12 protein-coding genes are annotated in these 13509 nt (G+C 43.8%); 1 reads left to right on the top strand and 11 read right to left on the bottom strand.

All coding sequences use genetic code 11. The features are described 5' to 3' along the window. Nucleotides 1–15: 15 nt before the first annotated feature. A complete protein-coding gene (locus tag AC1XUO_RS06190; RefSeq protein WP_483328900.1) occupies nucleotides 16–633 on the top strand; it encodes a YdeI/OmpD-associated family protein in 618 nt (205 codons plus the stop codon). A gap of 100 nt (nucleotides 634–733) precedes the next feature. Here the strand turns inward: AC1XUO_RS06190 and AC1XUO_RS06185 are convergent, their stop codons facing one another. The 11 genes from AC1XUO_RS06185 to AC1XUO_RS06135 form a co-directional block, all read right to left on the bottom strand. Continuing rightward, complete coding sequence (locus AC1XUO_RS06185) at nucleotides 734–1237, bottom strand: heme-binding domain-containing protein (protein ID WP_483328899.1); 504 nt, start codon at nucleotides 1235–1237, stop codon at nucleotides 734–736. A 63-nt stretch (nucleotides 1238–1300) separates the two neighbouring features. After that, complete coding sequence (locus tag AC1XUO_RS06180; protein WP_483328898.1) at nucleotides 1301–2371, bottom strand: VIT1/CCC1 transporter family protein; 1071 nt, start codon at nucleotides 2369–2371, stop codon at nucleotides 1301–1303. A 44-nt stretch (nucleotides 2372–2415) separates the two neighbouring features. Continuing rightward, a complete protein-coding gene (locus AC1XUO_RS06175; RefSeq protein ID WP_483328897.1) occupies nucleotides 2416–3549 on the bottom strand; it encodes an efflux RND transporter periplasmic adaptor subunit in 1134 nt (377 codons plus the stop codon). Between the two features lie 7 nt (nucleotides 3550–3556). After that, entirely contained in the window at nucleotides 3557–7915 is a 4359-nt protein-coding gene (locus AC1XUO_RS06170) for a CusA/CzcA family heavy metal efflux RND transporter (RefSeq protein WP_483328896.1), read from the bottom strand. A gap of 85 nt (nucleotides 7916–8000) precedes the next feature. Continuing rightward, the gene (locus tag AC1XUO_RS06165) at nucleotides 8001–8387 is read right to left on the bottom strand and encodes a hypothetical protein (RefSeq protein ID WP_483328895.1); all 387 of its coding nucleotides are present in this window, start codon (nucleotides 8385–8387) and stop codon (nucleotides 8001–8003) included. A gap of 59 nt (nucleotides 8388–8446) precedes the next feature. Continuing rightward, a complete protein-coding gene (locus tag AC1XUO_RS06160; RefSeq protein WP_483328894.1) occupies nucleotides 8447–9010 on the bottom strand; it encodes a YceI family protein in 564 nt (187 codons plus the stop codon). Beyond that, nucleotides 9000–9914 carry a DUF5777 family beta-barrel protein gene (locus AC1XUO_RS06155; RefSeq protein WP_483328893.1) on the bottom strand — a complete coding sequence of 305 codons (915 nt, stop codon included), beginning with the start codon at nucleotides 9912–9914 and terminating at the stop codon, nucleotides 9000–9002. The genes AC1XUO_RS06160 and AC1XUO_RS06155 overlap by 11 nt, the downstream gene beginning before the upstream one ends. 11 nt (nucleotides 9915–9925) lie before the next feature. Continuing rightward, nucleotides 9926–10366 carry a Rieske 2Fe-2S domain-containing protein gene (locus AC1XUO_RS06150; protein WP_483328892.1) on the bottom strand — a complete coding sequence of 147 codons (441 nt, stop codon included), beginning with the start codon at nucleotides 10364–10366 and terminating at the stop codon, nucleotides 9926–9928. A gap of 295 nt (nucleotides 10367–10661) precedes the next feature. After that, the gene (locus AC1XUO_RS06145) at nucleotides 10662–12044 is read right to left on the bottom strand and encodes a sensor histidine kinase (protein WP_483328891.1); all 1383 of its coding nucleotides are present in this window, start codon (nucleotides 12042–12044) and stop codon (nucleotides 10662–10664) included. A gap of 8 nt (nucleotides 12045–12052) precedes the next feature. After that, nucleotides 12053–12721: a response regulator transcription factor gene (locus tag AC1XUO_RS06140; protein WP_483328890.1), complete on the bottom strand. Its 669-nt coding sequence runs from the start codon at nucleotides 12719–12721 to the stop codon at nucleotides 12053–12055. Between the two features lie 276 nt (nucleotides 12722–12997). Next, nucleotides 12998–13243 (bottom strand): hypothetical protein, encoded by a 246-nt coding sequence (locus AC1XUO_RS06135; protein WP_483328889.1) that lies wholly within the window; start codon nucleotides 13241–13243, stop codon nucleotides 12998–13000. Nucleotides 13244–13509: the final 266 nt, after the last annotated feature.

The raw sequence follows: 13509 nt of genomic DNA, 5'->3' as shown, positions 1-13509 counted from the left end.
TAGTAACTAATTGCGATGCAAAAACAAAAAGATAAAATGGAAGATGAGACCGCAACTTTTTGCCCAAAAAGCAGAGAAGAATGGCGTCAATGGCTTCATGAAAACCATGATAAAAAACAGTCTGTCTGGCTTATATATTACAAGAAGAAATCAAATCAACCGTCCGTATCATACAGCGAAGCAGTCGACGAGGCGCTTTGTTTTGGCTGGATAGACAGCAAAGCAAAACCGCTTGACGATGAAAGGTTTATGCAGTTTTTCAGCAGAAGGAAAGAAAACAGCGTTTGGTCAAAAGTGAATAAGAATAAAATTGATCGTTTGATAAAGGAAAATCTTATGACGCAAGCGGGTTTTGAAATAATAGAAAAGGCTAAATTAAACGGCTCCTGGACAATTTTAGACGAAGCAGAAGCACTTATCATCCCCGCTGACCTTGATAAGGAATTGCAAAAAAGACCCAATGCGAATCAGTATTTCGCTGGTCTGAGCAGGTCAGATAAACGCAACATATTACAGTGGCTCGTTCTTGCCAAAAGAGTGGAAACGAGAGAAAAACGAATATCGGAAATTGTGGAACTTGCTGACAATAACCAGAAACCGAAGCAATTTAATGGACAGAAAAAGGGGGTATAAAGGTGTTTCCAAACAACCAAACTTAGTTTCTATCCGGACGATTGTTATGGAAACACCTAAATATAATCTTTAATTGAAGTATTTAAAATCCCTGAATTCCCTAAATCACCGGCTCCCGTCTTTTCATTTTCAGACTGTCAGCCGGATATTCCTTCTTCAGCATCGTCATTTGCTCCCGTGCCCAGGTGATGATGAGCTCCCGCTGCTGAGCGGTCAGATTGGCTTCTTTATGTAGTCCAAAAAAAGTATACGATTCCAGCGGCATTTCCTTTTCTTCCACCATTTCTATGATCTCATCAAATTTGTGGTTTTGAACGGCAATGGGAAGTTTGGTAAAAGTAGAGAAATTTAGCTCTCTTTTTCCCTCCTGCACGTGACGGTCCAGAAACCAGGCAACAGGCTGAATATTGACGTACCATGGATACGCTGTTTTGTTACTGTGACAATCATCGCAAGCCACCCTCAAAAGTTCCTTTACTTCACCGGAAACCGGATATTTCAGTGCCATATTGTGCGACTGGTCGTCGGAAAGATTTTTTTCGGGTTTGATAAACTGGATGATAATCAGAATGATAAGTAAACCGAGTGCAATTTTTTTGAACATGATCAGGGAGTTTTATGGTGAAAAATTGAAAATACTTAACCTGCTACTGAAACACCTATTAATTCAAAATTCAAATGTAATGGCCGCTGCTGCAAGCCCAAAAAGCACCTGCCGGAATCCCGAAAACCAGATACTTTTTCCAGTGAACAACGTAATAGCGGCGCCAATCAGAAACAATCCCAACGCGCTAAAAACGGTACTTACCAGAATCGCCGGTGTCCCGCTCAGGAAGAAAAACGGGGCCACAGGAATGATCGCGCCCACCGAGAAAAGCAAAAATGAAGTAATCGCAGCTTCCATCGCCGAGCCGTTTAGTTCTTCCATATTGATACCCAGCTCTTCCTTGATCAGGATCGCCATCGTGTTATCCTTATTCAACATGATCTCACTGGCCATTTTCCGGGCTTGCTCCGCCGGGATTCCTTTGGCCTGATAAATGAGCGCAATTTCTCTTTCCTCACCTTCCGGATTCGTTTCCAGTTCATCCATTTCCAGCTGCATCTGATTTTCGCTGAGTTCCTGCGAACTTTTCACTGAAATCCATTCGCCCAAAGCCATGGACAACGCTCCTGCCAGCAGACCTGCCATCCCGGTAAGCAGTATTTCCTTTTGCCCGATGGCAGCACCCGCTATGCCCATCACCAAACTAAAATTCGAAACCAGACCGTCGTTTCCTCCAAGTACCGCTGCGCGCAGCGCGTTACCTCCCACCGACCGGTGTCGTTTTTCAAATCTGGTCAAGGCCGATCCGGCGACCTTGGGGTTATTTTCCAGTATGTTTTTTAATATCGATACATGTGCCGTATCCGAGATAGAACTGGCAGATCTGTTCTTGCTTCTTGCGCTGGCAACCGACGATGCTATGCTCTTCTCGGTATCCAGCAGCACCCCCAGAATATAGTCGTAACCAAAAACTTTACCGATTCTATTCAGGATTTTTGCTCTGGCAGAAGGGCCCGGCAATTGCGACAAATGCAATCCATTTTTTGCCATAAATGCCAGCGCATGGCCATGTTCTATTTCACTCATCTGCCTGAAAACACTGGCTACATTTTCGTCGGCCTCGTTTTTGGCAAGAATTCCGTAAAGAAAACCTGCATCAATTTCCGTTTGAATGTTTTTTAGACTGACCATGGTCGTTTCACAAAGTGAAGGTTTGGGTTTGGCTTTTTACAAAATTATTCTTCCGATTTATTCTTCAAAGACATTAAAAGTGAATACGCGCCATTGACCACACAGGGCTGATTTTCAATGTTTTCCTTTGAAATAACCTCTGTAAAGCCATTTTCCGAAGTACCTGTCTGCACCGCTTTCATTTCAAACTTGCCCGTTCCTTTTGGAATAAAAATATACTGTTTATTCTCATAAGTAACAATGGCATCATCAGGCAGTACGACCACCGAACGGGTGTCGAGCTGGATGTCGGCGTTCATGAACATGCCGGCAAGCAGTCCCGGCTCATAATTTTCAAAATGCGCATGCACTTCTGCGGTCCGTTCCGGTGATAAATCCCTGCTGATCAGAATTATTTCACACTGGTATTTTTTGTCCGGCGCATTGTTGGTATAAGCCAGAATCTGCTGACCAATTTTTATTTTATCCAGATCTTTCTCAAAAACTTTCAGCGCGAGATGGATGTCCGTAGGATTGATCAGTTCAAAAAGCACTTCCGTAGGTGAGACATACCGGCCAATATTGACATTCACTTTGGATACATAACCGTTAATAGGCGAATGAATACGGACGCTCCTGGATATGTTTTCCTTCGTCAGCTTATCCGGATTGATGCCTGCCAGTTTCAGTTTTTCCTGCAAGGATTTCATCATCACCTGCTGGCTGCGAAATTCGGATTCGGCCTGCTGGAAGATTTTATCACTGCTCGATTTGCTTTTATTCAGATCCTTCTGGCGCAAATAATCACTTTCGAGGTAATCGACCCTGGCCCTGCCCGTCAGGTAATCCTGCTGCAACTGGATATACTGCTGGTCTTCCATCACCGCCAGCACCTCCCCTTTTCTCACCCGCGTGCCCGGCAACAGTCTGGTCGTTTTCAGGTATCCACCCAGCGGCACACTGATCGACACCAGGTTTTGCGGTGGCACATCAATTTTCCCGTTGAGTTTTAAAACCGAAGAAACCTGTCTTTTTTCCGGCACGGCCGTTTTAATCCCCGCATTCTGAATTTGCTGTTCACTCAGTGATGCCACATTGGACGCTGTATTATTTTCGGTTGTTGCAGGTTCATTTTCAGCCTTTTTCGAACAAGCCAAAAACAGGCAAAAAGTTAGGCCATATATCAAATATCTGGTCATGGCAGGTTTAATTTTGGAGGTAATAATCAAGATCAATGGCTTTGCTATTCAGGTTCATCAGGGCGTCCAGGTAAAGGCTTCGGATTGCAGTGGCATGGTTGATCAGCTGTACCCATTGCAGGTAATTGATGCTTCCGCCCGACAGTTGCTGATTGGCCGTTATGGTGATCAATGCGGCGTTATTGAGTCCGGTCGTTTCATAATATTGAACCGATGTCAGAAATTTACGGTATTCTGCCAAGGCCGAAAAATATTGTGATTTCAAAGCCTGCGCACCCGCCTGATAAGTCTGACGGCTGATTTCTTCATTGATCCGGGCAGCATTGATCCTTGCCTTCTGCGCACCTGCAAAAATGGGAATCCCCACACCGATCTGTGCCGACTGAAATCTTTGGCCACTTCCGTAAGTTTTATCGTCCGCACCCGTGCCACGCATGCTCATGTTGTTGTAGCCAATATTCAGCTGCGGCAAAAGTTTAGATTTTTCTACATCAATCCCGGCAACCGCGATCTGTTGCTGTTGCAGGAGCAACCGCATTTGCGGATGGTTGTCAAGATTAACTGAATCAATCGCTGTAATTGAACGGTAACGGTATTCAGCCTGCTGCGGCTCTGAATTTTCCGATGAATTTATTAACAATTGAAATTGCAATCTGGACAAACTCAAATCGGATTCCAGCTGCTGCCTTTGCATTCTGATATCTGCCAGCTGGGTTTCGATGGTTGTTTTTTCGAGAACATCACTTTCGCCTTTGTCAAACCGCTCCTGTGCCCTTCGGTAAAATCCGGTATACAGACTGTCAAGTGAGATCAGCAATGCTTCCTTTTTCTTTTGGTATAAAAACATATAATAAACCTGTGCAACATTTCTGCGCAGTTCATTTTCCCGCACCGCTACATTTAAAACGCTTCCTGAAAGTTCACGTTGCAAAAGTGTTTTTTGTTTTGCGTAAACAACCGGTAAACTGAATGATTGCGAGATGTTAAAACGCGTGTCGGTATAAAAACTGTTGATTTGCCCGGCTTCGATCTGGAATCCTGTTTGCGGTAAAACGACTGCCGTTTTTACAAGCGCTTTCTGGTACTCTGTCCTGAGTTTTTCCGTTTTCAGATTTTGATTATTCGCCAACGCCATCTCCTGAGCTGTTTTCAGATCCATTTTATGCTGAGAAAAAACGCTCGGAGTATTTAGCAGTAACAAGGTCAGCATCAGTACCGATACCAACTTCGCTTTTCCATTCAATTTAAACTTAAAACCATTTTCAAAAAAAAGATAGAGCACCGGCAGCACAAAAAGTGTGAGAAAGGTTGCGACCAGAAGTCCACCGATGACAACCGTAGCCAGTGGCCGCTGCACTTCTGCACCTGCGCCGGCACTTATCGCCATCGGAAAAAATCCCAGTGACGCCACAAATGCCGTCATCAGCACAGGCCTCAGCCGATGTTGGGTCCCTACCAGAACGGCTTCTCTGATATCCTTTTGTTCTTCTTTTCTGATCCGGTTGAATTCGGCCACCAGCACAATTCCGTTTAAAACGGCCACACCGAAAAGTGCAATAAAACCAATTCCGGCACTGATACTGAACGGCATACCGCGCAGTGCCAGAAAAAATATCCCGCCAATGGCAGAAAGCGGAATGGCTGAGTAAATCAGCAGCCCGTCTTTCACCGAATTGAAAGCAAAAAACAGTAGCACAAAAATCAGCAGCAACGACACCGGTACGGCGATCATCAGCCGCTGTTTGGCAGCATTCAGGTTTTCGAAAGAACCGCCGTAAGTTACATAGTACCCCGCCGGAAGTTTCAGATTTTGGTTTACCTTTGTTTGCAGCTCATTCACAATGGTTTGCACATCCCTTCCGCCAATATTAAATCCGATAACGATTCTTCTTTTAGCATCCTCGCGCTGGATCTGGTTCGGTCCATCCTGAATGATTACCTCCGCAAGTTGATAAAGTGGTATCTGTGTCCCGTTCGGGGCGGCCACCAGCAGGTTGCGGATGTCTTCCAGGTTTTTCTTGCGTTCGCCGCTAAGCCTGACCACGAGTTCAAACCGCTTTTCGCCTTCGAAAACCATACCGGTACTTTGGCCAGCCAGCGCGGTGTTGACCGTTTTATTGACAGCAGAAATATCAAGGCCATATTGGGCCAGCGCGTTGCGATTGTAACGGATCGTGATTTGTGGCATACCTGACACCGATTCTACGTATAAATTTTTCGTGCCTTCGACCTGATTCACCATAACGCCAAGTTTCCTGGCATACAGCGCCAGTGTATCCAGGTTTTCGCCAAAAATTTTACAAACTACATCCTGGCGCGCGCCGGTCATCAGCTCATTAAAACGCATCTGCACGGGAAACTGAAACCCGGCTGTTATTCCCGGTACTTCTTTAAGTGCCTCGCCCATTTTTTCAGAAAGTTCGGGAAAAGTTTTCGCCGACGTCCAGTCCTTTTTGTCTTTTAAAATGACCATCATATCACTGGCTTCCATCGGCATTGGATCGGTGGGGACTTCGCCGCTGCCTATTTTGGTAACCACTTTTAAAACCTCCGGAAATTGGGTTTTAAGAATATGCGCCGCTTTGGTGGTATTTTCTATGGTGGTGGTGAGACTGCTACCAGTGAGCACACGGGTGTCTACTGCAAAATCGCCTTCTTCCAAAGCCGGAATAAATTCTCCACCGAGCGTGGTAAGCAGGTATACAGCGGATGCAAAAAGGATCAGCACGGATGCCAGGATTATTTTGGGATAACGGATTACCCGTTCAAGCGCATGGCGGTATTTCATTGCCAGCTTGTCCATAATCCGGTCCGAAAAACCGGGTTCCGTCTTGATTTTTTTGCTCAGAAACACAGCACTCATCATCGGGATGTAGGTCAGCGACAAGATGAATGCGCCCAACAAAGCAAACGCAACGGTTTGTGCCATGGGTTTAAACATTTTACCCTCAATACCCTGTAAAGTAAAAATGGGCAGATACACGATCAGGATGATGACCTGGCCGAAAACGGCACTGTTCATCATCCGGTCGGCGGATTCATTCACCTCTCCATCCATCTGCTGTTGGGTGAGGCACGTGAGGCCGGCAAACTTTTTATTGTGTGTGATCTGGTGCATGACCGCCTCAACGATGATCACTGCGCCATCGACGATCAATCCAAAATCGAGCGCGCCGAGGCTCATGAGGTTACCGCTTACGCCAAAAGTGTTCATCATAATCACGGCAAAAAGCATCGCGAGCGGAATCACCGAAGCTACGAGCAGACCGGCCCGGAAATTTCCCAGAAACAGCACGAGCACAAAAACCACGATCAGCGCACCTTCCAGCAAATTTTTACCAACGGTTCCAATGGCATTGTTTACCATTTTGGTTCTGTCCAGGAAAGGCTCTATGACCACGCCTTCCGGCAGCGTTTGCTGGATCTGGGCCACACGTTCTTTTACGTTTTTGATCACCTCACTGCTGTTCGCGCCTTTGAGCATCATCACCACGGCACCGGAAACTTCCCCTTTGTCGTTGTAGGTCATGGCCCCATACCGGGTAGCGAAACTCGTTTTTACCTCCGCAACGTCGCGGATAAACAATGGCTGCCCGTCAGCGAGTGACTTGACAGAAACATTTTTAATGTCTTCCAGGTTTTCCACCAAACCTTCGCTCCGGATGTAAAGCACGGTCGGGCCCTTTTCGATATAGGCGCCTCCGGTATTCTCGTTGTTTTTTTCCAATGCGGTAAAAACATCATTGATGGTGATGCCATAAGCCAGAAGTTTTTGCTGGTCGATCTCGATAGAATATTGCTTCAACTTTCCGCCAAAACTGCTCACTTCTGCAACGCCTTTAACGCCCAGCAGCTGACGGCGGACAATCCAGTCCTGAATCGTGCGCAGATCGGTGGCGTTGTATCGGTGTTCGTAACCTTCTTTGGGACGAACCACATATTGATAAATTTCACCCAGTCCGGTACTGATCGGCCCCAGCTCAGGCGTACCGATTCCCTTTGGGATTTCATTCTGCACTTTCAAAAGTCGCTCCGACACCTGCTGCCTGGCCCAGTATATATCGACATCGTCGTCAAAAACGATGGTTACCAAAGATAAACCGAACCGCGAAAAACTCCGGATTTCTTTCAAACCGGAGATGTTGTTATTGGCCTGCTCGATTGGGAAAGTAACCAGCCTTTCGATATCCGTGGCGCCGAAAGATGGTGCAATCGTAATGACCTGCACCTGGTTATTGGTAATATCAGGTACGGCATCAATCGGGAGACGCGTGAGCTCATAACTTCCGTAACCGATCAGGGCCACGACTAGTAGTCCGATGATCAGTTTGTTGCTGACTGCAAACCCTATTATTTTATTAAGCATGGATTGTATTGTTAATCTGAAAAATTAAAAATGGATATGCAGTAAATGCCGAACACTTGAATGCATACTTCTTTAAAAATGAGGATCAACAGTACTTTGGAGGCTGCCAAATTCCGGATAAATAGCAAGAAACCGCCAGTGCCGTAACATAAACACAGTTACGTTGTGCCGGACGATACGATGCAGCTGGCTGAAAGATAAATGTCGGCTTCAATAAGACAGGCGCGATCCAGATCGCGGTATGATCCTGACCGGATAGGAAAGGAAGTTTTTTATCCAGATCGTAATCTGAGTGATTAGCTAAAGAATCCTGATAATGCAAGAATAAGAATTCAAGAAAAGTAGATTTTTCATTCCATTTTTTGTGCTGGTCATAATGCTCTAAGAGCACAGGCATCTTTACCAGCTCGACCAGGTGAAAGTTCGAAAACAGGTATATGCCAAGCAACAATATGGAAATCGACTTTTTCAACCAGATTAATTTTTTGGTAACTAAATAAGTTATGATTCTTACTGACAATTTTTAATGCATTAAGCAGACTTTTTTGGTAATAAAACAAATTTGTTTTTCACCGCGATAGATTCTGCAATCTTCGTGATCACCAGCGACGGTACTTCAATTTTGTGATCTGCCAGTTTTACATCAAAATCGGAGAGCAGCGATATCTGTCCACCAGTGATAATCACCTGCCCTTTCAAAGTGCGTTTCTGCTTTACGCCGTGCATATCCATAATACCCTCAACATAAACCGTGTAACTCCCATTTTTACTGTAATCAACCGGTTCTTTTATTTTCCCTGTAAATACCGCCGCCGGAAATTTTTCGGTTTCCATATAATTCTCATTAAAATGTTCTTCCATGAGTTTATTGGGAAAATGAAAACTGCGCTGCTGCATTTTAATCGCCAGCTCGCCGTTGGCAGTATTGAGAATTACCAAAACCTGTTTGTTGACCGCAGCGATATTTTCAAGCGGTGTTTCGGAGAAAAAACTGGTTTCGCCGGTTTTGGTCATGTACAATTGTCCGTTACAGGTAATAGCAAGGAGCTGGCTGATCATCAGCACCAGCATCACTTTAAATGTTTTAGTATCCACTGGATTTGCGTTTTTTACTTTTGTCAAAACTGAATGTCCGGGCCACGTTAAAGCCATAGAAAATATCGCCGCTGTTCCACTTTCCTGTTGTTTGTCCAATGAACTGTTTCTCGATCATTCCTCTTGAATTTGTCAGGTGAAGCTGGAATACGTGGCCACCTGTTTCGATATCAAAACCCAGTGATAGCGTATTCGTAAAGCTTGGATCTCTCTGCGTAGAACCGGCAAAACTTTCCGGCGTGTACCAGTATTCGACGTTAAACGAAGTGCGTTTGGTCAGTTTATAACGGCCTCCCATTCCCAGCGTATAAAGATTGTTGGCATCGATCTGGTTTTCTGCCAGATTACGGTGAACCACAGTTGGCATTAACTGCAACGACAGACTTTCATTGAACTTTCTGGCTATCAATGCCTGGAAAGTGTAGGTCTGCCGCTGCACGATGGTGTAAAAAGGAAGTTCTGTTGATGAAGTGCTTGCGTTGTGGGCATCACTGGCAAAAAGGGTCACTGACACCGGCATGTTTTTAAAACCCGATGACTGCCTGAGCAAACGATATTTGGCAAAAACGTCAATGGTTTTCTGGTAACTGCTTCTGCCAATGCCGATCATCAGACGATCCGTGACTCCATATTCCAAAGCCAGCCGGATCTGCGATTGATCCAGCCCGAAGAAATTGTTTGCTCCGGAATTGACGGCCCCAAACCGGTGGGAAATAATGAAATCCATATTGTTTTTACCCACCGTCTCCACGGAATGCCCGTTGATGATCCGCGTTCCTTTGAAAGTTGCCGCGCTATATACTGTCGCCGAATCCTGAATCTGATCCAGCTGTTTTAATAAATCGTCCTGTGCATAAGCCCACGAACTGATCATGGCCATTGCAATGGCTAAGCGTATTTTCATTCTGCTAAAAATTAGGCTGTAATGGTCAAAATATTTCCGGTCAGACTGGTGGTATAGACGGCTATTCCTTTTTTCCCGTCGCCGTTCAGCCCCTTTCCATTGTTGTCGTATTTGGCACCATGTGCAGTGCAGTAAAAATGATCCGTTTGGTAAATGATCTCCCTTTTCCCTTCGTGGCTGCATGTCAGTGTCGCAGCAATGTATGCACCGGTATTACTCTTAGCGATCACAACGCCGTCTTTGATCACATATCCGCCATTATTTTTCAGGGCTGCGTTTTCGGAAGCGCTCAAATCCAGCGTCAGATTTGTAGGTGCAGGGCTTACGCGATCATTGGTACAGGATTGAAGATTAGCTCCAAAATAGACTGCCGCCAAAGCTGACCCTGCAAAACCAAGTTTTCTTAAAAATTCGTGGCGGTTGATGTTTTCCGCGTTATCTGTTTGGCTCATAACTTTTGCTAATTAATTTATCGTCCCTAAGACATTTCAAATGTAGGCCTGGCTGCCTTAGCGCTTCCTGAAGATTATCTTAAGGTTGCCTTAAGATTTTGTTACCCTGAATCAAATTTTCAGCAAAACGAATGCGGTATCTGCACACTCAATGATTAATTATACTTCGTCCCTTTCACGACAGCAAATATCATGACGAATCCCAAAGTAGAATTACATATAAAAAACATTAAGTTGCATAGATCACGTTATCCATGCGCACTGATAAGAATCCGGGTAGCAGCGTCTGTGACGGTTATAAAGGAAAAGTTAATCCTGCAGTAGTGCCCAGCCCCGGCCTGCTACTAATACTAAATTTGATTTCCAAAAGCTGGCACATTCTTTTCACGATGGAAAGTCCCAGTCCGTTTCCTTTAATCTGAGGGTGTTCCAAGGGATTAGCACGGTAAAACGGCTCCTGAATTTTGCCTATCTCTTCGGCGGCTATTCCGATACCCGTATCAATAATTACATACGATATGGAATCGTTGGTTTTCCTGATTACAATTTTAATACTTTCATTATGAATCGAATATTTAACGGCATTTGATATCAGGTTTTCAATAATGATATCAATCATATACGGATCTGTGTATACGTCATTTTGATTGTCGCTTTCAAGACTTATTGCAAGTGATTTCTCCATGATCTGCTGGTGTTGCCTTTGCAGAATCGACGCGGTCAATTCAGACAAGTCCACCTTTTGATGATCCATTGCATTTTTCTGGCTTTCAAAACGGGCTAAAAGCAGCAACTGGTCGACCAAATAACTGATCCTGTTTATTTCCCTGATCGCCAACGCAACTTTGTCAACATATTCCTGAGCTGACCTTGGCTTCCGTATTAAAACCTCCAACGTTCCTTTAATGACTGCCAGAGGCGTTCGTAATTCGTGGGAGGCATCGGAAGTAAATTGTTTCTCACGTTCAACAGCACTTTCGATCCGGTCCATCAGATCATTAATCGTAACCACCAGCTTATTTAACTCATCTTTTCCTGCCGGGATCGGCACACGCGCGCTCAGATTTTCATTGGTAATTTTACTTGCTGTATCGATCACACTCAGTACCGGTTGAATGCTCTTACCCGCAATAAATCTTGTCACTAAAAACAGAACAAACAATACAATCGGGAAGGCAGTCAGCAACACCACTCTAAGATTATCCAGAACCTTTTCAGATTCATTGATTGGGATGGCAACGATGAGATATCCCGCCAATTTTCCATTTTCTTGTAGTGCAACCTGAATCTGGGCAATGGCACGTCCTTTCAGTTTTGTCTGAAAAATCTCTTTATTTTTTTGAGATAAATCAGCGGTTAATAAATCCTGTTTCAGGTTTGGAGACTTCTCGATCACCACGCCGTTTTCATCCGTTATTTCCACGAATACCGGATTAACTTCCAGCTCTCGATGCTCCCTTTCAAACCATTCCTCCTTGTCAGCAATAAAAGGAACGCCGTTCTTCACACCAACTTCAAAAAAATGTTTTTCTGCCTGGAATGTTACATCTTTTTCTAAACCGCTAAAAACAGTAAGACTTACAATATGATAGATCACAATAAATATCAGGGCTACAAGAAGCGCGGTACTCAGCGTGAAGTTGAAGGCAATCTTATTTTTGAAAGAAGTAGTCATCATTTTCCTTTTCAGATCTCTTTTGCAATATAGCCTATACCCCGAATCGTTTGAATGTAGTCTTCCTCTTTGGCAAGTTTGAGTTTTTTCCTGAGAGAATTGATGTACACGTCGATAACGCCTGTGTTATATTCAAAATGTATGTCCCAGACACTTTCGATAATCCTTGTCCGGCGGCAAACTTTTCCCTTATTTCTAAGTAAAAATTCCAAAAGTCCGAACTCTTTTTGTGTAAGTTTTATTTCTTCATTTCCCCTGAAAACCTGATGCGACTGGGTATCAATGCGGATAGGGCCTAATGTAAATTCGGCTTGTTCTCCTGTTGCAGGACGCAGCTGTACCTTTATCCTTTCTAAAAGCTCATCAAAGCTGAACGGCTTTTTAATATAATCGTTAGCGCCCGATTGTAATCCAAAAATAGTATCCTGAACGGTATCCCGAGCAGTAAGAAATATGACAGGCGTTTTTGCAAAATGTTTTCGGAATTCACGGCAAATCTCTACGCCACTTTTACCAGGCAGCATCCAGTCTATCAATAAAAGATCATACTCGCCCGTAAGTGCCATATCCAGGCCCATTTTACCTTCCGACGCGGTATCCACCGCATAAGATTCTTCTTCCAAACCCTGTTTTAGAAAATTCAGTATTCCGATTTCATCTTCTACGATCAGGATTCTCATAAACTTTACTTTTAAATTTTTCGAGACAAATGTAAATCTAACAGATTGATACCAACTGTCGCTACAAAATAAAAGGTGCGAGCCTATAAACGATCTTAAATAATTCTTAAGATCGTCTTAAAATATATTTTAAACAAGTTTTCTATTTTCTGATGTAACCTCAAAACTCGTCATCCGCGAGAATTAAAATCATTGTTTTTCATCAGGATTGGCCTCTATTAATGAGTAATGGATCCACTTTTGCTATTGATACCATCTGACCAAAGAATTTTACAACTAATCGATGGCCTTGTTAACCGGCATACGATACAACTTTTCATCTTCTCCAAAATAATAAACATAAGACCCATGAACTCCTAAACCTATTTTTGGTCTTTTGTCCGGGTATGGCTTTGAAGAAGCAAAGGACTTGCTTACTGTTAAAATAAAGATACTAAGGCTAAGAAAAACCAGCGCGATCGAAAAAGAAATAACCAGAACTTTCTGATTTGTACTTGTTAATTTTTGAAAGATATTTTCCATCAGGATAAAATGTTGAAAGATTGTGCAGCGCGCAATATCAAAAATTGTTTATGATTTCAGTTCAACTTAACGATTAATTAACAGGCTCCGTGTATAATCTGTACCGGATTTCCCGCAACATGAACGACGATAGTTTGTGTCCATAAGAGCTCCTCAAAAGTATATACCCTAACCTCCAAAAGCTCAGACTTCTAGCTAACAAACTTAGAAAAATCTAAATATGCGCTTTAACTTTTTTATTACAATTTATTCCATAAATAATTAAT

The sequence above is a fragment of the Dyadobacter sp. HNCC25DJ186 genome, from assembly GCF_056895235.1.
The sequence above is the reverse complement of the archived record's forward strand: the minus strand, read 5'-3'. Positions and strand labels throughout refer to the sequence as shown.

Coding starts and splice junctions, on each gene's coding strand:
- AC1XUO_RS06140 (WP_483328890.1), bottom strand. CDS start 12,721: ATGAGAATCCTGATCGTAGAAGATGAAATCGGAATACTGAATTTTCTA.
- AC1XUO_RS06180 (WP_483328898.1), bottom strand. CDS start 2,371: ATGGTCAGTCTAAAAAACATTCAAACGGAAATTGATGCAGGTTTTCTT.
- AC1XUO_RS06150 (WP_483328892.1), bottom strand. CDS start 10,366: ATGAGCCAAACAGATAACGCGGAAAACATCAACCGCCACGAATTTTTA.
- AC1XUO_RS06135 (WP_483328889.1), bottom strand. CDS start 13,243: ATGGAAAATATCTTTCAAAAATTAACAAGTACAAATCAGAAAGTTCTG.
- AC1XUO_RS06175 (WP_483328897.1), bottom strand. CDS start 3,549: ATGACCAGATATTTGATATATGGCCTAACTTTTTGCCTGTTTTTGGCT.
- AC1XUO_RS06170 (WP_483328896.1), bottom strand. CDS start 7,915: ATGCTTAATAAAATAATAGGGTTTGCAGTCAGCAACAAACTGATCATC.
- AC1XUO_RS06190 (WP_483328900.1), top strand. CDS start 16: ATGCAAAAACAAAAAGATAAAATGGAAGATGAGACCGCAACTTTTTGC.
- AC1XUO_RS06145 (WP_483328891.1), bottom strand. CDS start 12,044: ATGATGACTACTTCTTTCAAAAATAAGATTGCCTTCAACTTCACGCTG.
- AC1XUO_RS06155 (WP_483328893.1), bottom strand. CDS start 9,914: ATGAAAATACGCTTAGCCATTGCAATGGCCATGATCAGTTCGTGGGCT.
- AC1XUO_RS06185 (WP_483328899.1), bottom strand. CDS start 1,237: ATGTTCAAAAAAATTGCACTCGGTTTACTTATCATTCTGATTATCATC.